The sequence below is a fragment of the Sediminispirochaeta smaragdinae DSM 11293 genome, assembly GCF_000143985.1.
GTDB lineage: Bacteria > Spirochaetota > Spirochaetia > DSM-16054 > Sediminispirochaetaceae > Sediminispirochaeta > Sediminispirochaeta smaragdinae.
In genome coordinates this window covers 1,348,247-1,366,465 of the sequence record NC_014364.1, presented here as the reverse complement: position 1 = coordinate 1,366,465, position 18,219 = coordinate 1,348,247, and the positions used below count along the sequence as shown (strand labels likewise).

Below are 18,219 nucleotides of genomic sequence, written 5' to 3'. Positions count from 1 at the left end.
AAAGGAGAGGTAGATGAAAGCAAAATGGATTGCCGTATTGATGTCGGTATTGGTTTCTTTTTCGCTTTATGCCGCAGGAAGCCAGGAGACATCAAAAGATGAAAATGTTCTTGTCGTCGTGAACTGGAAGGATTACGGATCCGACAGTGAAAAGGTCATTCGTCATTTCGAAGAGTCCTATGGCTGTAAAATCGTACACGAATATATGGCCTCGGAGGAAGAACTTCTTACCAAACTTCGAACAGGTGGAATAGGGAAATTCGATGTGGTTCTGCCAAACGCTTCGGTCCTTCCCATGGCGATCAACGAAGGGCTTATCGAAGCGATAGACACATCAAAACTGGACAACTATGGCGATGTGTTTGCAAAGTTCAGACAACTCCCTGAAAATTCCAAAAACGGGAAGCTCTATGCGGTTCCTTGGGTATGGGGTTCTACGGCCATTGCCTACAACAGCGATATGATACAGGAAAAGGTTGATACCATCTCGGTGCTCTGGGACCAGAACTATGCAGGAAAGATTGCCTTTCGGGACGATTACAACGATGCTGTCATGACTGCCGCAATCATCCTCGGCCAGGATCCAAATCATCCCTCCGACTTAGAGGCGATCAAGGCAAAACTTATCGCACAAAAGCCCCTGAACAGAACCTACTGGAAGACTGGTGATGAATTCTCAAAGCTCTTTGCAAACAAGCAGATCGCCGTCGGCATGATGTGGAGCGGTCAGGCAGCTGCCATGAAGCTCAACGGAGAACCTATCGAATACGTGATTCCCAAAGAGGGGGCAATCGGCTGGGTCGACAACTGGGCGATCGTGAAAGATGCCCCCCACAAGGATATGGCCTATGCATTCATCAACTACATGATCGGAGAGGCGTTTCAGAAGGCATGGGTTACCAGCGGAGGCCCGGCACCTGTCAATCAGCGAGTTGCAGAGGAGTTGGATCCGCAGTTTGTGAAGGAGAACAATCTTGGAGAAGATGCGATCAATAAGCTCTTCTTCATCGCCTACCGGGACAACAGCACAAAGACCGAGTGGAATGAGCTGTGGCAGGAGGTCAAGGCCAAGTAATAGTCTTGTTATGGTGAGCCCGGATTCTTTTGGGAGCCGGGCTCTTTGGTCCTTTACTAGTGTTCCGCCATGGATCTTTCTTCAGAGTAGTATCATGGAAAAGAAAACAATCTTTTTATTAAGCCCGTCGGCCTTCATGCTCATCAGCTTTGCCGTTGTACCGCTGTTTATCATGTTCGCATACAGCTTTCAGGGCGACGACGGCAGCGGATTTGTAGGCCTGGCGAACTATGCCAGATTTTTCAGCAAATCATTCTATCTCAAACTAACCCTCAAAACCATGAGAATGAGCCTTCTGGTTACGGTGATCAGCCTGTTGATTGCCTATCCTATGGCCTTTATTCTGGCAAAGCTCATTGCAAAGGGAAAAAACATCATTCTCATGCTCATCATTATCCCCTTCTGGTCGAGTCAACTGATTCGCGCCTATTCCTGGATGAATCTTCTCCGGGACGGAGGAATACTTGATATCGCATTGCAGCATGTGCATCTTAGCTCGGGAGAGGGATTGGGTATCCTCTTTACACAGACGGCGGTCATTATCGGGCTGGTCCATATATTCTGCCCCTATATGATCATCACCATCTACATGACCCTGGAAAAGATAGATGATTCCCTGCTGGAGGCATCACGCAGTCTCGGAGCACGGCCCATTACGACCTTCCGCCGCGTTATTCTCCCCCTCACCGAAACGGGCATCATAAGCGGCGCCATCTTGGTGTTCGTACCCTGTTTGGGCAGCTTCGTCGAGCCGAGAATTCTGGGAGGCACGCAAGGATCGGTCATAGGGACGGTCATCGAAGACCAGTTTTTCGAGATTTACGGTTGGAATTTCGGCTCGGCGATAGCCTTCCTTCTCCTTGTGATGGTACTCGCCTCAATGGGAATTCTCTCCGCCTTGCGAAAGCGGGGGGTGCGTATCAATGGCTAAGAAATTGTTCGGATGGATATACACAGGCCTGCTCCTACTCTTTCTTTACACGCCGATCATCGTCCTCATGGTGATGTCCTTCAATAGGTCACAATACAACGCTCTTCCCATAGAGTTTTCCCTCAAATGGTACAAGGCCCTTGCAGGGAATGAAAAAATTCTTCAGGCAACCATCAATAGCCTCTGGATCGGAGCCATTACGGCCGTACTGTCGGTAATTCTTGCCACATCCCTGGCTCTTGGAACGAACCTTGCAGGAAGGAAGACGCGAACGGCCATGCAGTCTCTGGTTATGCTGCCGCTTACGATGCCGTGGCTGATCATGGGGCTTTCCCTTCTGTTGCTTTTGCGTAGTTTAGGCTTGGATAGGAATTTTATTGTCCTCTTGATAGGGCACTTGATTATTTCCCTCCCCTACTCGGCACTGGTCATTATTGCCCGTGTCCGGGATATGGGAAAGGAGACCCAGGAAGCATCGAGCAGCCTTGGAGCCAGCGATTGGACGACCTTTTACAGGGTCACACTTCCGATGATGCTGCCCGCCATGCTTTCCGGTGGATTTCTCTCCTTTATGATCTCTTTTGATAATTTTGTTATTTCCTATTTTCTGATTCCCACGGGTACCACAACCCTGCCGATGGAGATCTATTCTTCGATAAAGTTCGGCTTCACACCGGAGATGAACGCGGTGGCAACCATCATCCTGCTCGCTTCGCTGAGTTTAATCGCAGTCACGGCGGCGGTGATGAGATCATCAATCAGGGCACTTTTCAAAAGTGACAAGGGAGATGCATGATGGCATATTTGGAAGTGCGAGAGCTAAGTAAAATCTACGACGGAACTACGGTGCTGGATAACATTGGTTTTGATATCGAGGAAGGATCCTTTCTATCCCTATTGGGCCCATCAGGCTGCGGAAAAACAACAACCCTGAGGTTGATAGCGGGGTTCGAAAAGCCGGAGGGGGGCAGCATCCGTTTAAACGGCACGATCATAAACGGGATACCCACCTTTAAGCGTAATATCGGCATGGTCTTCCAAAGCTACGCCCTGTTTCCCCATATGAGCGTGGAACAAAACGTCTCTTATGGTCTGGAACAGAGGAACCACAATCATAGCGAGATAAAAAAGAAGGTTGCAGAAGCCCTGGAAATGGTTCGGTTGACCGGATATGAGAAACGGAAACCGAAGCAGCTTTCGGGCGGTCAGCAGCAACGGGTTGCCCTTGCCAGGGCACTGGTGATCAGGCCGAGCCTGCTCCTTCTCGACGAAAGCCTTTCGGCTCTCGATAAAAAACTACGGGTCGAAATGCAGGTTGAACTTCGACAGATCCAGAAAGAGGTTGGAATCACGACCATCTTTGTGACCCACGACCAGGAAGAGGCTTTAACCTTGTCCGATTATATTGCCGTTATGGAAAAGGGAAAGATTGTCCAGCTTGATACACCGGATACCGTGTATGAACATCCAAAAAACAGCTTCGTCGCAGACTTCCTCGGCCAGGCAAACTTTTTTCCAGGGGTCGTAAGGCGCGAAGGAAATCATGGGTATCTGCTCATGATGGATGAAAAGCAATATCTACCTTTCCGGTGCGATGAATTTCTGGAAGACGGCACACACTGCACGGTATCGGTGCGCCCTGAAAAGATCACCATCTCGGATAGGGAAGAGCATCAGGCAATCAGAGGGAAGATCGAATTCATTACCTATGCCGGAAACCTCTCGATTTTTAGGATCAGGGCCCTTGGGCAGGAGATCAAGGTACAGCAGCAGAACATCTCTGCAGGGCAGCGAAAATTCGTTGCCGGGGACTCGGTCTTTCTCTCATGGGAACCGGAAAGCACCTTGATCTTAGAAAGGGAAAAGGAATAGTAATGACGAAACAAGATGAAAAACCGATCATTGTCATGGGCGGCTTGATACGAGACATCTACCTAGAGGTGCGCCACTATCCGGAACGCGGAACAGATACCTTAATCAAGAGTGCCCAAACCATTCCCGGGGGATGTGCTCTCAATGCCGCGGTGACCCTGAAAAATCTCGGCCTCAATCCCTACATCGTTTCCCTGATCGGAGATGGCATTGAAGATCAGCTTCTCATCAACTATATCAGGCAGAAAGAATTACCCGAAGCCTGTATCCTTCGACAAGAAGGTGCGGCAAACGGATTCTCCATAAATATCATTGATGACGAGGGCGAACGTACCTTTCTTACCCGAAAGGGTTCGGAATCGGTGTTCAGGCCTATGATGATTTCCGATCGGCTCAGGGGAGAGACATCCCTTCTTTATCTTACCGGCTATTACCTTCAGGAGCCGGAATATCGGGAGCCCATCCTCAACGCCCTGAAACGGTTGAAAGACGGCGGCACCCGCATCCTCTTCGACCCCGGGGCCCTTGTGGAAAACATTGGAAAAGAGGTGCTTACGGAAATCCTCAAACTCGCTTTTTGTATTACACCTAACGAAGGAGAATTGAAGCGTCTGGGAACGTGTATAGGCGTCGATAACGGAATTGTTTCCTATCTCCTTGATCTGGGAGTGGAGCTTGTCATACGAAAAGAGGGGATGAGAGGTGTAACGGCCTACACCGGAAATGAAACGCTGCATGTATGGCCTTATGCCGGTAAACGTATCGACACCACTGGGGCGGGAGACGCCTTTGCGTCGGGACTGCTTTACGGCTTCTCGGTAGACGCCCCGCTGAAACGCTCTCTGCAGATCGCCAACGGCTGTGGTTCCCTTGCCACCAGGATATGGGGCCCACACGGGAATTTCTCTCTTGATGATGTCGAATTGATAGTAACAAACGGAAAGGAGTTGAGAGTATGATTGATAAAGCCGCCGGGTGCCTCATCGGCTCAGCCATAGGAGATGCCATGGGCATGCCTGCCTCTTTCATGTCCCCGGATACGATACGACATGTCTATGGCCGGATTGACGATTTTCTCACTCCCGCAAGCCAGCAGACCGCCCACGGCGGGCTTCATCAAGCCGAGGTGACCGACGATACCGAAGAGAGCCTCATCATCTCCGAGGTACTTTGCGAGGCAAAGGGTTTCGACGAGGCACTTTTCATACATAAAATGAAACAGTGGGCAATAGAGAAGAAGATGCTCGAAAGCACGGTTATCGGCCCCAGCACAAGAAAATTTCTCGAGACGATCATAGCCGGAGGAGATTATCAAAAGGCGGCGGAGGGGGGGGACACCAACGGCGGGGCCATGCGCGTCGCTCCTGTCGGCATCTTTTTTCACGGTAGACCCCAAGCGTGCCTTAAAGCCGCCATCGCTTCCGCCCTGCCCTCCCACGGAAGCAAGCCTGCGGTTGCCGCAACGGCAGCCGTTGCCGTTGCCGTTGCCCTTGCCACAGAAGGGGGCTATACGCCACAGCAGATTATTGAGGCGGCCGCCGGAGCTGCAGAAGAGGGAGAGGCTGCCGGACATGACATCCCGGCTCCTTCGGTAAGCGTCAGAATCAGGTTGGCAAAACGAATCGTGGAAGAAAACACGCATCGTCCACTTTCCGATATTGCCTATCTTCTCTACCAGCATATAGGTGCGGGCATGAAAAGCTACGAGTCGATTCCTCTTTCCCTCGGCGTTTTTTATGCCGCACAGGGAGGCTTTCGCGACGGCCTGATTACCGTCATTAATATCGGTGACGATGCCGACACCAATGGGGCCATAACAGGCGCACTGTGCGGGGCCTTCTCCGGTCTATCTGCCATTCCCGATGGCTGGCAGGAAAGAATCGGCAGAGAAAATGGCATAGACTTCAGGTCTCTGGCCGAACGGCTTTTGCTAATCGAATAAGCTCCGAATGCAAATCCTGCATTGGAAATAGCATGTTCATCCCATTGACAAAAAATGTGATGTTGATATACTGAATAAAGATTCAATAATAAAAGAAAGAGAATTCGAGGAAGCAGATGCAGGTCCTAAAAGAAGAAATACGCATGAGAATTCTACATGCTGCCGTTGAATCCTTTTACGTGGATGGATTCGCAAAGTCTAAAATGAAAACGATAGCAGAGCATGCAACCATTCCGGTCGGCCTTGTATATAGCTACTACAAAAGCAAGAAAGATCTTTTGGATGCCGTTGTCATGCCTGTTTATCGTAAAATAACGACACTGCTCCGTAATGAGTCTGCAGGAAATAACGACACACACTATTTTTTCGAAACAGAAATTCCCTTTTTAATCGACCTGCTGGAAACCGACAGAAAGCAAGCGGTTATTCTGATCGACAAATGCGCCGGTACCAAATATGAAGCGGCAAAGGATGAGTTTATTAATCTTGCAAAAACTCATATCAAAAACTATATCACGAGCAAAAAAGTAACGGACATGGAGGTGAAGGATGATCTATTCCATCATATGCTGGCAACCAACTTAATGGAAAGTTTCTTTGAGATTACCAGACATTACAAAGATGCAGAATGGGCAAAAAAGATGATTGCGCTCTTGGCTCAGTATCATTTTTACGGACTTGAAGGGCTGTAATTTTTTTACTACAAAATTGAATTTATATTCAATTTTAAAAAATAAAACAGAGGAAAGATAATGCTCATACCAAGTAAGCAGAGCGAATGTTTACCGGCATGCTGCAAGCGGGGCCTATATGCTCTCCTCCTGGCAGCAGCATTTCTCCTGATGCCTGAAAGCGGACACGCACAGAGTCTCTTCGATAGCGCGGTTTCCGGGGACCGGATCTCAACAACTGAACAACCGGCACTACAGCAAAAGGGAACAGTTCAAACAGGGATATTCGCAACAGACGATGAATTGACGAGTGTATATGCCATGGGAGTGGTGAAATGTGAAGTATCGGCAAACGAGGATATTTCCGCGTATCTCGAACTTCGGTTCCGCGGGGCATCGGAAGATGAAGAGAACAACGAGTTTACTCTGCGCGAAGGCTATGTCAATCTTCGTTTCGATACAATTGATCTACGTATTGGACGACAGATTGTCGTATGGGGAAGAGCCGACGGGATCAATCCCAGCAACAATATAACACCCCTCGATTATACCGTTATCTCCCCCGATGAAGACGACAAAAAACTCGCGAACTTTCTCGTAAAGAGTACCTATTATGCAGCCCCTTTTTCACTGGAGGTCGATTGGGTTCCGGTGGCGAAATCATCCATACTGCCCTTCGAAGATGTAACGCTTCCCACCGGTGTCGAATGGGCAGAAGCAAGCAATCCCGATTCAAACTGGGACAATGGCTCCATCGGCTTGAAACTCGACCTTTTGGGAACGGCCTTTGAGGGATCGTTATCCTATTACGATGGATATGCAAAAACCCCGGGAATTACCTATGCGGGAAGCCAGCTGTACACAGAGCAATTTCGTACCCGCATTATCGGTTCCGATTTTTCGACAAGTATAGGTTCTTTCGGATTCCGAGGCGAATGCGCCTACTCTTTCCCCTATAAAGATTCTAACCAGACATTTTCCATTCCCTGTAGCGAACTTCAGTACATCGTGGGGATTGACCGATCGTGGAGGAATTTCAGTTGCATAGCCCAATACATCGGGAAATATGTCAAGGATTTGGAAACCCATTCCCTTTCCGACAGCAGCCTTGAAGAGATCGCCCGATGGAACAGGATGATCTTCTCACAGCAGGAAACCTGGCAGCATTCGGTTTCACTGCGCCCCTCGGTAACACTCTTCCATGAAGAGGTGAAATGCGAACTACTGGCACTGGCGAATCTCAGTACCGAAGAAACCTATGTACAGCCGAAAGTCACCTACGCCCTCTACGATGCGGTCAATCTCATCTGCGGGGCACAACTCTACTATGGACCGGACGATACCTTGTACGGCTACATGTCGGATGACAGGAGTGCCGTTTTCTGCGAAATACAGCTCTCGTTTTGAGCGTAATAATGTAACGATCAACAGGAGTAATCTATGGAAAAGCTTTCACGATTTGTCATCAAATGGAAATGGTTATTCATTATCGCATTTCTTGTTGCTACAGTATGTATGGGTGTTCAAATGAAGAATATCCATTTTAACCCGGACATGCTCACCTATCTTCCGGATGATATGCCGGCACGAGCCAATCAGAAAAAGATCGAAGAACTCTTCGGCGGGACGGATATGGTGATGGTAGTCTTGAAAACAGATGATGTAGTAAATGCCGAGACCCTTAAGAGAGTGAGAGAGATTTCTCATGAGATGAAGAAAATAAAGGGAATCGAAAAAGTCATGTCGCTATTTGACACAAAACAGGTGAGGAACGAAGACGATGCAATGATCGTCGACCCGGCAGTAAAGAAAATACCAAAGTCATCGAAAGAGATACAAGAGATAAAGGAAGAGCTTTCCGCCAATGATCTTGTATACGGGAGTGTTGTTTCAAAAGATTTTACGACGACAGCCGTCATTGGGATGCTCGAACCAGGGATACCGGACAAATCGGTTGTAGAACCCTTGGAAAAACTCATACAAAAAATTCCGGGCAATGAAGAGACATTTCTGGGTGGTAGTCCCTATCTTCGAGTGCAGACATCCACCAGCATGCAACACGATATAACACATCTTCTTCCCTTTGGAATCCTTTTAATGCTACTGTTCCTCTTCGTTAGTTTTAGACAGATACGAGGGGTCTGGACATCTTCGCTGGTAGTCTTTATGTCCATCTTCGTCGTATTCGGCTCCATCCCCTTGTTTCACTGGGACTTTACCGTTGTAACGATCATTCTGCCGGTTCTCCTTTTAGCCGTTGCAAACGATTACGGCATCCACATGTTTACCCATTATCAGGATGACAATAATCCCGGTAATACCCTTACGAAGCAGGAAATTTCAAGCCGTATGATGACCAGCCTGGGGAAACCCATCATCATTGCAGGCTTGACAACAATCGCAGGTTTGTTTTGTATGCTCGGCCATATCCTCATCCCCGCCCGGCAAATGGGGATTCTCGGGGGAATCGGCATCGGATTCGCTTTGCTGGCCAGTCTGCTTTTCATCCCCGCCGTAAGCGCGACACTCCCCAAAATCAAACCGCTGCCAGATAGAAAACGCAATGCCGTAGGAATGGTAAAACTTCTGGATACGATAAGCACGGTGGTTACCGAACACCCTCGCAGGATCGTTTCCTGCTTTATCGTCATCACCGCTATCGTTTTCCTCGGCATAACAAAACTATCGGTAAACACAAATCCTACCGACCTTTATCCCGACGGACATCCGGCAAAGGAATCATCAAAGGTAATCAACGACGAGCTTGGAGGATTTTTTCCCCTTTCGATTGTGTTTGAAGGTGATATCAAGGACCCCGTCCTCTTACAACGGATCGACAAAATCGAAAAAACAATAAAAGAGATGCCCGAAGTGGGTACGACGCAATCCATAGCAACCGTAACACGTCAAATCAGCAGGGCCCTGAATAGCCCCGATGATCCCGATTACGACAAAATACCAGACTCCTACAATGCCGTTTCCCAATATTTCGAACTTTACCTGATGAGTGGGGATCCAGACGATCTGGAAAAAATGGTGGATTTCTCTTTTCGGAAAGCAATGATCCTTATTCGATTCAAGGAACTGAATACCCCAATTATACGCAAAGTCGTCAGAGAGATCAAAGAGCTGGTGAAAGACGACCCAAATGTTGCCTTGATAGGAGGAAATGCCGATGTCTTTTCCTCCATGGATAAAGAAATTGTCCACGGCCAATTTCGATCCCTTGGCCTTTCGCTTCTGATAGTATGTATCATTATCGCCCTCGCCTTTCGATCGCTGAAAGCGGCATTCCTCCAGATTGTTCCCCTGGTATTCGCTATGATGTTCCTCTTCGGTATCATGGGCTTCACAGGAATTGAGCTCAACTATACCACTGCACTGCTGTCGTCGATCATGATCGGTGTCGGTATCGACTATACCATTCACCTATTCTGGAAATATCGGGAGGAAATACGGAACGGGATGGAACGTGAAAAAGCGGCCACCTGCGCGATTACAACGACAGGACGAGGAATCATATACAACGCTCTTTCGGTCATCATCGGATTTGCTTCGTTATTAGTATCTTCCTTTCTCACCGTGCGTTTCTTCGGCCTGTTGATGATCCTTATTATCTTTGCCTGCCTTGCCGGGGGATTAATATTGGTACCGGCAATCTGTATGTTCCTGCGTCCCGATTTTCTGAAACGCAGAAGTAAACGGGAAACTATATCAGGAGGTGTTTCATGGGACATGTGAGAAAATTATTCATTCTGGCGATGCTTGTAAATTTCATCTTTCATCTGTCGGCACAGGAAGCCCTTACGGCAAAACAAATTCAGCAGCGGTCCATCGATGCAACCCGCGTCGACGGTACGGAAGCGATATCGACACTCACCATTATTAATGAGAAAGGAGAAATGAGAATAAGAAAGATGGCAACCGTTACCAAACTATACGATAACGGGAGCCTGGAAAAAAAGCTCGTACGGTTCATCGCTCCTGCCGACGTAGAAGGTACGGGTTTTCTTACCTTTGACCACGCCGATTCGGATGATGAAAAATGGATGTACCTCCCCGCCCTCCGTAAGACGCGGAGAATTGTCAGCTCGGAAAACGCAAAAAGCTTTATGGGGTCTGAATTTTCCTATGCAGATATGTCGATCCCGACGGTTGAAGACTTCGCCTACCGACTGCTGACCGATGAAATCGTTGGAGGGGAGCCATGCTGGAGTATCGAGATAACCCCGAATGACGAAGATATTGAGGACGAATATGGGTTTTCAAAAAAGATCTCATACATCAGTACACATGATTTTGTTCTCAGGAAAGCCGTCTATTTCGATCGATACGGTGAAGAAGAAAAAGTGATGGAAGTAAAGGCAGTCAGGGAAATCGATCCTCAAAAGCATACCTACAGGATGATGGAGATTGAAATGACGAATGTGCAGGACAACCGGAGGTCTATTTTAACGATCGACCAAATTCAATTTAACCCGTCGATACCGGACGACTACTTTACAACAAGATATTTGGCAAGATAGAAAGGTGATCATGGCTGTTCCCGGTATCGATCCAAGAGCAGCGCAATGATGATGAGCAGACCGGTTATCAGCTGCTTAAGGGGATCATCAACCCCTAGCTGTGCAAGACCGGTCTGCAAAACTGCCATGATAAGAACACCGAACATCGAATTGACCACCGATCCTTTGCCACCTAAAAGACTTGTACCGCCGATCACCACCGAAGCAATGACTTGGAGTTCCAGCCCTGAACCGGCATTGGGATCGGCTGCTTCGAGTTTTGCCGTATGAAACATCGAGGCAATCGCAACCAGCATTCCCATTATCGAAAAAACAAAAATCTTTATTTTGCGAATCAAGGCATCGGACAAAGGCATATCCGACGCCTTTGTTCCTATTCCCGATAAATAAGTCCCCAAGACGGTATATTTTAGAAGGAGTTGGCCGACTACCGATATGGCGATGGCAATAAGAAAGGCTACGGAAATACCACCCCAGAGAGAAGCCGCAAAACAGGCTATCCCGGTTCCGATATAGATCGTGCGCGAATCCGAAAGGATATAGGCAAGGCCCCGTGCAATTTCCATCATACCAAGAGTAACGATAAAGCTTGGTATCGAGAGCCAGGCAGAAAGAAGACCGTTGATAAAACCGGCACAGATGCCCGTCAGAGTCGTCAAAAGGAGTGCAACCGGTAGCGGCATATGAAAGCGTATGAGTAAGAGACTGAGTACTGTACTGCACAGGGCCAAAACCGATCCGATAGAAAGATCTATCCCGGCGATGATAAGTACATAGGTCATACCTACCGCAAGTACCATTTGCACGGGAATTTGATTGGCAATCGTGGCCAAAGTTTTTTCGGAAAGAAAATGGTCGCTACGCAGGGAAAAAAACAAAATGAGGGCACAAAGTGCCAACAAAAGGCCGCTCACATTATCAATTTCACCGGCGATACTTCGAAATTTCGATTTGAAGAATGCAACAAACTTATTCATAGGCAGTTACCAGTTCAACGGGTGTTGTACATATCAAATCAACATCCTCACCATTAAGCATGCTGAGAGCCATCTCAATACCATTCACCGCTATCAGAGCAGCATGCTGATCTACCGTGGCAAGAATATCTCCCTTTTTCAACTCATTATTTACCGCTGAGATATTATCGAAACCGATGATGTACATTGAATTTCTTTTTGAAGCAGCCTTTACCGCTGCTGCAGCTCCAAGAGCCATATTATCGTTTGCACAGAGTAGGGCTCGCACATTCCGATGTTCGTTAAGGATTGAAATAACCGTAGTATACGCCCTGTCCATCTCCCACAGTGCCGGCCTGGTATCGACTATCATTATTCCGGCGTCGTCCATAGCCTTTCTGAAGCCAAGACAACGCTGCTGAGAGTTATAGGCAGAAGGGATTCCCTCAATGATGGCAACCTGGTTTCCGGAGGACAGATGATCGGCAAGATAATCTCCTGCCGCCTTGGCCCCTTGATAATTATCAGGACCGACAAAAGGAACATGCAAGCCGCGTTCCGCAATGACCGTCGCATCAAATTTATTGTCTATGTTGACTATGGCAACCCCGGACGCCATCGCCCTTTGACAAACAGGGACCAAGGCCTTTGAGTCGGCAGGTGCGATAATGATGGCATCTACATCAATTGCCATCAGCTGTTCGACAATATGAATCTGCTGGCTTACCGCCTGCTCATCCTTGATGCCATAGATCAGGAGATCGTAACGTTCTGCATTATTCATATGGTGATCACGCGCCCCCTGCTCCATCGTCAAAAAAAACTCATTGGCAAGAGACTTCATAACAAGTGCCACGGTTACCCTGTGAGGTCGGCCTTCCCGTAGATGAACCCGACCTATTGCAAACAAGGCCACGATAATAAGAAAAATAAGAACGGCAGTACTCTTGAGCTGTTTTGTCATTCGACCAGTATATCCTGTATCAAGGAAAACGGTATTATTTCTATGCCTCCCTTAACCTTGCAGAAAAACTGTTTCGATACCGATCAAGAATGACAGCAAGAATAATGATAAGACCCGTCACAATCTGTCTGGCAAAGTCACCAAGTCCGATCAGCAAAAGCCCGTTATTCAACACACCCATGATACAAGCACCGAGGAAGGTCCCGAGAAGCGATCCCTTCCCGCCGTTCATACTGGTCCCACCGATGACAACGGCCGCAATAGCATTCAGCTCGAAGCCCACCCCTAAAATAGGACTGGCTATATTAAGACGCAGCATATACATAATCGCGGCAATACCGACACTTGCGCCACAAATGACAAAGGCAAGTACCTTGTACAACGCGGTATTATGCCCTGAAAGCCGAACAGACTCCTCATTGTTCCCAATAGCAATAAGCATGCGGCCAAAAACAGTCCGGGTAAGTACTACCTGCCCCAAAATAACAAGTAGGAGAGCAATTACGAAAATAATGGGAAGCCCAACAATATTTATATTCCCAAAACTGTTGAAACCGGCGGGAAAATCAAAAAAGGTCCGCGAATTACTGACTTGAAGGGCCATTCCTCTTGTTATATTCAGCATTCCGAGAGTCACGATAAAGGAATGGATTTTCCATTTCTCGGAAATTGCTCCGTTTGCAAGCCCGAAAAACATACCTATAACGATACTCAAGAAAACAGCACTAAAAATGGAGAAACCAGGAGAAAGCTCTCCATTACTCATGACCATGCCCGCCGCGACAGAACAAAGTGCGAGGAGCGATCCAACCGAAAGATCGATACCACCCAACAGAATAACAAAGGTCATACCGACAGAGATGATGGTATTGATACTTATCTGGGTAAAAATATTTGAAATATTCTGAAAACTTGCAAAATGGGGGGTAGTCACGGCAAAAATAAGAAACAAAAGTACCAAAATAATGCCGATACCCCCTTCGCTGAGAAGATAATTCATGTTTGCTTTAAACTTCATGTCACCCATCCCTTCGTTCCTCTGTCTCCTTGCTTTGGTTCAGATATTCAGCATATGAAAGCGAGAGAATCCGCTCCTGACTGAATTCCTTTCGTTTCAACTCTCCGGTGATTTTTCCATTTGAGAAAATCAACATGCGATGACAAATACCCATAATCTCCGGAAGATCTGAAGAGATTACAATAATCCCTTTTCCTTCCGCAGCAAGTTTCCACAACAGAAGATAGATTTCATATTTGGCCCCCACGTCTATGCCTCTGGTCGGTTCGTCAAAAATCAAAACCTCCGCGTTTCTGTACAGCCATTTGGCAATCACAATTTTTTGTTGATTTCCACCTGAAAGATTTTTGACGGTTGTCCTCTCCGATGTTGTTCGTATGCCAAGTTTTTTAATCAATGAACGACTTACCTCGGCTTCCTTTTCTTTTTTCAACAATCCATGTGAAGAGACATCCCCCAGGTTTGTAATCGTTATGTTCTCGGTACAGCTCATTTCTAGGACAAGACCCTGGCTTTTTCGATCTTCAGTCAAAAGACAAATTCCATTTTTAACGGCATCTTTCGGTGACGAAACAGAAAGCTCCCGACCATTGAGAGTCACGCTGCCGGAATCCCGCTTGTCAGCGCCATAAAGTGCACGCATGGTTTCTGTTCGTCCCGACCCAACGAGCCCTGCAACACCGAGTATCTCTCCCCGGCGAAGATCAAAATCAACGGAATGCTGATTACCCCTGTACCGAAGGTTTCTTACCGAAAAAAAGGAGGTTCCAGGATGCACGGCTGCGTCAAAGGGATATTCGGAGGCCATCTCTTTCCCGACCATCATTTTTACGATACCTGGTATGTCCAGTTCCCCGGCACGGTGGGTTCCAACGAGAGAGCCGTTTCGAAGTACGGTGATTCTGTCTCCGATCTCGAAAACCTCTTTCAAACGGTGAGAAATATAGATAACGGAAACCCCCTTCTCCTTCAGTTTTCTAATAAGAGAAAAAAGGTTTTCGATCTCCTCCGGCATAAGGGTCGCTGTAGGTTCGTCAAGAATCAATAGTTTACTTTCCGCTGAAAGGGCCTTACAAATTTCAACAAGTTGTTTCTGGGCCACTCCGAGTTGCTCAACAGGTGTTCTAGGAGAAATCGATCCCAGACCTACCTCGTTAAGCAGTTCGGCGGCCTTTGCCATAAGAACCTTATATTGTACAAAACCATGCTTTTTCGGTAGTTGCTCAAAAAAGATGTTCTCTGCAATGGAAAGATAGGGCAAAAGATTGAACTCCTGATACACAACGCGGATACCGCTTTTAATGGCATCCAATGTGCCTTTAGGTTCATACCTCTCACCGCTGAAAAAGATTTCACCTTCGGACGGCTTATATATACCGCAGAGTATCTTTACCAGAGTGGACTTTCCCGCTCCGTTCTCTCCCAACAGGACATGGATCTCTCCGTTATAGATATCAAGATCGACCCTGTCCAGGGCTTTGACACCGGGAAACTGGACCGATACACCTTTCAATGCCACAATTGTTTTGGGGCTCACGCAAGTTTTCTCCTTTTCGAAGAATGAGGGGACGTATTGTCCCCTCTCCTGATATAGACGTTTATAAATTTTCTGCCGTTACCAGCTTGATGGGGGTCTTTTGCCATCCCGACAACTTCTCTCCGCCAAGAATCCTGAACCCTATCTTAATGGCATTCGCCGCCATCTCAGGACCGAATTGATCAATGCTAGCAAGAACTTTTCCCTCTTTAATGAGGGTCTGAACGGCCCCGATATTATCGAATCCGACGACCTTGATTTCTCCTGCCCGGCCGGCTGCTTCCAAGGCTTTCACAACACCGACAGCCATGGAATCGTTGGCACACATGATTCCTTCCACATCCGGATACTTTGTCAGCAGGTTGGTCATAACCGTATTGGCTTCCTCTGTTTCCCAGTGAGCGGTTCTCGATGCAAGCAGGTCGAAATTATACGCTTCAACCGAGCGCATAAACCCCTCTTTTCGTTGTTTTGCATTGTCGGCTCCGGGGTTGCCTTCGATAATGATCACTTTGGCGCCTTTGCCGATGGTATCGCCAAGATAATTACCGACCATCTCCGCGCCATCGGCATTATCCGGGCCGACAAAAAGAAAATCTCTCGGGAGTCCGGCAGCCTCAAGTGCATCCTTGTCCAAGGTAACGTCGAAATTTACAACAGTTATACCAGCATCAACGGCCTTTTTGACGGATTTAACCATGCCGACGGAATCGGCAGGGGCAACGACGATCATATCGACGCCTGTGGTGATAAAACGCTCCATGGCACTTACCTGGGTATCGATATCCGTTTCGGAATTCATACCGACAGGAATCAGCTCGAAGCTTCCGTCTTCTTCGGCAAACTTTCGTGCTCCCTCTTCCATGGTCTTAAAAAACTCATTTGCCAAAGACTTCATCACCAATCCGACAACCGGCTTATCACTGCCGCTCTCTTTTTTTCCACCTGAAAACACCGGGGCGGCAATAATCATCAAGCCGGCAAGAATCAAAAATAGCACCTTTCCGGTTTTCCCATCTGTACATCTCTTCATGGACCACTCCTCAAAAATAATTTTTGCATGTGCATGCATGTATCGAATGCAAGAAGCGTACCAAGCGGAATGTTTCATGAGGGAGAAAAATATGTTATTTCAACAGAATAAATTAAAAAACCAATTTTTATTCAGATCAGAAAGACTTACCGGCATATGTTCAATTTTAGGACACTTTGTCCAGACACTCTGCCGACTTCCGCTACAGGAAACTCCAACTTTCTTTTCAGCTTCTTGCAGCGTGCTATCAACGGCAGTATGACAAAAAAAGCAGCCGTAGAGGGGCTGCTTTTTCCCGACAGAAAGCCTTCTGGCTACCTATTTTTTGGATCAACTAATAGAGGGTACACGATTTCATTCCAAAATTTTCCCTCGTCGATGAAATTTTGTATTGCAGCCTTTTTGCTGCCGACAGGTCCTTGCTCTTTTTCATAGGCGATGCTCCTCCCGTAATCGGGGCCCATCTCGGCGTTCACATCAACATAGACACCATATATGGGCTGAGGGGTATTGTCCGCAGGCCGAGGATCATTATTCCAGGAAAGCACGACCGAAGGATCGATCAGATATGCCGCCGCAAAAAGGTCCCAAATATTCGTCGGCGCATCATCCATACCCCGCTTATAAAAGAGCGACTGCAAGCCTGGGAAGGTTTGAGCTACCATCTTCTTGTAGAGCTCAAGTGGCATTCCTCCGGTATTGTGGTTTGCCTCCAAACCGGAAATGACCTGGTTTCCATAGCGCTTATATGATTCCGACTCAGGATCCCCCCATGCTGCTCGAAGAGCGATCTTTGCAGCATCGGGATCGGCCCACCAGTTAAATTCGGCCGACGCAGAGGAATTGCCCGGCAAAAAGAATGAACCGCCCATATAGATTATTTCTTTTACTTTTGACGGAAAGGATGGATCTCTCATGATGGCTCTGGCGATATTGGTAAGAGGGCCAATAGCCACAATGGTCACTTCTCCGGGGTACGTATTTACGGTGTCTACAAGAAAATCTACGGCTTCATCTCTTCCTTGAGGATCGGGATTTTCCGTATCGTAGACATAGGGATAAACAGGGCTTTCATTGTATAACGTCTTATAGAGTTCCGCCCATCGTGCCATGGGATCGAATTCAATACCGTTGTAGGTTTCGGGGTCGATGGCGGACCGCAGATATCCGCCCCACGAGACGACAGGACTTATTGCCAGCTCGGCGGAGAGGACCTCGGGCTCAGCCCTCCAGGAACGGATTCCGTAACGACTGCCTGCATAAAGCGGAACGGTAGAACCAATGGCCTCCAGCTGCCGTACACCAGTTGCCATACCTCGGGGCATTGGTGTGTTCCCGGAAACCACTGTAACACCGAGAAGTTCTGTACGTGGAGAGCGATCAAGAAGGATCATGGCCATGCCGTCGTCAAACAGTTCCACCATGTCGGTATCCAATATTACCTTTCGTGCGCCCTGCACCTTCTCCACATCCCTCGTTTCATAGCTCATGCTCTCTCCGCCACCGTTTGCCCAAACAGCTGCCGACACTACCACTAAGGAAACAGCGGCAATCAGCTTTCTCAATTTGCCCATGGATCACTCCTTACTATGATTTTGCATGCCATGCATCAGACATATAGCAAAAAACATACCAACCAGGAGTACCAATACAGGAGTCTACCATTTTATTACATAATATCAAGTTAGAATCAT

Annotated in this window: 16 protein-coding genes; 10 read left to right on the top strand and 6 right to left on the bottom strand. The window is 47.6% G+C overall.

What is annotated here, in order from left to right; translation table 11 throughout:
- Positions 1–13 precede the first annotated feature (13 nt).
- The 10 genes from SPIRS_RS06445 to SPIRS_RS06400 all read left to right on the top strand — a co-directional run bounded on the left by SPIRS_RS06445 (position 14) and on the right by SPIRS_RS06400 (position 11,017).
- Positions 14–1,075 carry an ABC transporter substrate-binding protein gene (locus SPIRS_RS06445; protein WP_013253872.1) on the top strand — a complete coding sequence of 354 codons (1,062 nt, stop codon included), beginning with the start codon at positions 14–16 and terminating at the stop codon, positions 1,073–1,075.
- Between the two features lie 94 nt (positions 1,076–1,169).
- Positions 1,170–2,006: an ABC transporter permease gene (locus tag SPIRS_RS06440; protein ID WP_013253871.1), complete on the top strand. Its 837-nt coding sequence runs from the start codon at positions 1,170–1,172 to the stop codon at positions 2,004–2,006.
- Positions 1,999–2,802 (top strand): ABC transporter permease, encoded by an 804-nt coding sequence (locus SPIRS_RS06435; protein WP_013253870.1) that lies wholly within the window; start codon positions 1,999–2,001, stop codon positions 2,800–2,802. Before SPIRS_RS06440 ends, SPIRS_RS06435 begins: the two co-directional genes overlap by 8 nt.
- On the top strand, positions 2,799–3,878 hold the full coding sequence (locus SPIRS_RS06430; protein ID WP_245537717.1) for an ABC transporter ATP-binding protein: 1,080 nt from the start codon (positions 2,799–2,801) through the stop codon (positions 3,876–3,878). Before SPIRS_RS06435 ends, SPIRS_RS06430 begins: the two co-directional genes overlap by 4 nt.
- Before the next feature lie 2 nt (positions 3,879–3,880).
- Positions 3,881–4,837, top strand: coding sequence for a carbohydrate kinase family protein (locus SPIRS_RS06425; RefSeq protein ID WP_013253868.1), 957 nt, complete (start codon positions 3,881–3,883; stop codon positions 4,835–4,837).
- Entirely contained in the window at positions 4,834–5,820 is a 987-nt protein-coding gene (locus tag SPIRS_RS06420; RefSeq protein WP_013253867.1) for an ADP-ribosylglycohydrolase family protein, read from the top strand. The genes SPIRS_RS06425 and SPIRS_RS06420 overlap by 4 nt, the downstream gene beginning before the upstream one ends.
- A 143-nt stretch (positions 5,821–5,963) precedes the next feature.
- Entirely contained in the window at positions 5,964–6,512 is a 549-nt protein-coding gene (locus SPIRS_RS06415; RefSeq protein ID WP_171814759.1) for a TetR/AcrR family transcriptional regulator, read from the top strand.
- A 150-nt stretch (positions 6,513–6,662) separates the two neighbouring features.
- On the top strand, positions 6,663–7,898 hold the full coding sequence (locus SPIRS_RS06410; RefSeq protein ID WP_148224041.1) for a DUF1302 family protein: 1,236 nt from the start codon (positions 6,663–6,665) through the stop codon (positions 7,896–7,898).
- A gap of 33 nt (positions 7,899–7,931) precedes the next feature.
- Positions 7,932–10,232, top strand: a complete 2,301-nt coding sequence (locus SPIRS_RS06405; protein WP_013253864.1) for an efflux RND transporter permease subunit — start codon at positions 7,932–7,934, stop codon at positions 10,230–10,232.
- Positions 10,220–11,017, top strand: coding sequence for an outer membrane lipoprotein-sorting protein (locus SPIRS_RS06400; protein ID WP_013253863.1), 798 nt, complete (start codon positions 10,220–10,222; stop codon positions 11,015–11,017). The genes SPIRS_RS06405 and SPIRS_RS06400 overlap by 13 nt, the downstream gene beginning before the upstream one ends.
- A gap of 8 nt (positions 11,018–11,025) precedes the next feature.
- Here SPIRS_RS06400 and SPIRS_RS06395 read toward each other — a convergent pair whose 3' ends face one another.
- The 6 genes from SPIRS_RS06395 to SPIRS_RS06370 form a co-directional block, all read right to left on the bottom strand.
- Positions 11,026–11,994: an ABC transporter permease gene (locus tag SPIRS_RS06395; RefSeq protein ID WP_013253862.1), complete on the bottom strand. Its 969-nt coding sequence runs from the start codon at positions 11,992–11,994 to the stop codon at positions 11,026–11,028.
- The gene (locus tag SPIRS_RS06390) at positions 11,987–12,937 is read right to left on the bottom strand and encodes a sugar ABC transporter substrate-binding protein (RefSeq protein ID WP_013253861.1); all 951 of its coding nucleotides are present in this window, start codon (positions 12,935–12,937) and stop codon (positions 11,987–11,989) included. The genes SPIRS_RS06395 and SPIRS_RS06390 overlap by 8 nt, the downstream gene beginning before the upstream one ends.
- Before the next feature lie 40 nt (positions 12,938–12,977).
- On the bottom strand, positions 12,978–13,955 hold the full coding sequence (locus tag SPIRS_RS06385; protein WP_245537716.1) for an ABC transporter permease: 978 nt from the start codon (positions 13,953–13,955) through the stop codon (positions 12,978–12,980).
- 1 nt (position 13,956) lies between these two features.
- Positions 13,957–15,492 carry a sugar ABC transporter ATP-binding protein gene (locus tag SPIRS_RS06380; RefSeq protein WP_013253859.1) on the bottom strand — a complete coding sequence of 512 codons (1,536 nt, stop codon included), beginning with the start codon at positions 15,490–15,492 and terminating at the stop codon, positions 13,957–13,959.
- Positions 15,493–15,553: 61 nt separating this feature from the next.
- Positions 15,554–16,525 carry a sugar ABC transporter substrate-binding protein gene (locus SPIRS_RS06375; protein WP_013253858.1) on the bottom strand — a complete coding sequence of 324 codons (972 nt, stop codon included), beginning with the start codon at positions 16,523–16,525 and terminating at the stop codon, positions 15,554–15,556.
- Between the two features lie 314 nt (positions 16,526–16,839).
- Entirely contained in the window at positions 16,840–18,099 is a 1,260-nt protein-coding gene (locus SPIRS_RS06370) for a nucleoside hydrolase (RefSeq protein WP_013253857.1), read from the bottom strand.
- Between the last annotated feature and the right edge of the window lie 120 nt (positions 18,100–18,219).

Excerpts from the sequence above, each read along its gene's own strand:
- SPIRS_RS06445 (WP_013253872.1), top strand. The coding sequence starts at position 14 with ATGAAAGCAAAATGGATTGCCGTATTGATGTCGGTATTGGTTTCTTTT.
- SPIRS_RS06440 (WP_013253871.1), top strand. The coding sequence starts at position 1,170 with ATGGAAAAGAAAACAATCTTTTTATTAAGCCCGTCGGCCTTCATGCTC.
- SPIRS_RS06435 (WP_013253870.1), top strand. The coding sequence starts at position 1,999 with ATGGCTAAGAAATTGTTCGGATGGATATACACAGGCCTGCTCCTACTC.
- SPIRS_RS06430 (WP_245537717.1), top strand. The coding sequence starts at position 2,799 with ATGATGGCATATTTGGAAGTGCGAGAGCTAAGTAAAATCTACGACGGA.
- SPIRS_RS06425 (WP_013253868.1), top strand. The coding sequence starts at position 3,881 with ATGACGAAACAAGATGAAAAACCGATCATTGTCATGGGCGGCTTGATA.
- SPIRS_RS06420 (WP_013253867.1), top strand. The coding sequence starts at position 4,834 with ATGATTGATAAAGCCGCCGGGTGCCTCATCGGCTCAGCCATAGGAGAT.
- SPIRS_RS06415 (WP_171814759.1), top strand. The coding sequence starts at position 5,964 with ATGAGAATTCTACATGCTGCCGTTGAATCCTTTTACGTGGATGGATTC.
- SPIRS_RS06410 (WP_148224041.1), top strand. The coding sequence starts at position 6,663 with ATGCCTGAAAGCGGACACGCACAGAGTCTCTTCGATAGCGCGGTTTCC.
- SPIRS_RS06405 (WP_013253864.1), top strand. The coding sequence starts at position 7,932 with ATGGAAAAGCTTTCACGATTTGTCATCAAATGGAAATGGTTATTCATT.
- SPIRS_RS06400 (WP_013253863.1), top strand. The coding sequence starts at position 10,220 with ATGGGACATGTGAGAAAATTATTCATTCTGGCGATGCTTGTAAATTTC.
- SPIRS_RS06395 (WP_013253862.1), bottom strand. The coding sequence starts at position 11,994 with ATGAATAAGTTTGTTGCATTCTTCAAATCGAAATTTCGAAGTATCGCC.
- SPIRS_RS06390 (WP_013253861.1), bottom strand. The coding sequence starts at position 12,937 with ATGACAAAACAGCTCAAGAGTACTGCCGTTCTTATTTTTCTTATTATC.
- SPIRS_RS06385 (WP_245537716.1), bottom strand. The coding sequence starts at position 13,955 with ATGAAGTTTAAAGCAAACATGAATTATCTTCTCAGCGAAGGGGGTATC.
- SPIRS_RS06375 (WP_013253858.1), bottom strand. The coding sequence starts at position 16,525 with ATGAAGAGATGTACAGATGGGAAAACCGGAAAGGTGCTATTTTTGATT.
- SPIRS_RS06370 (WP_013253857.1), bottom strand. The coding sequence starts at position 18,099 with ATGGGCAAATTGAGAAAGCTGATTGCCGCTGTTTCCTTAGTGGTAGTG.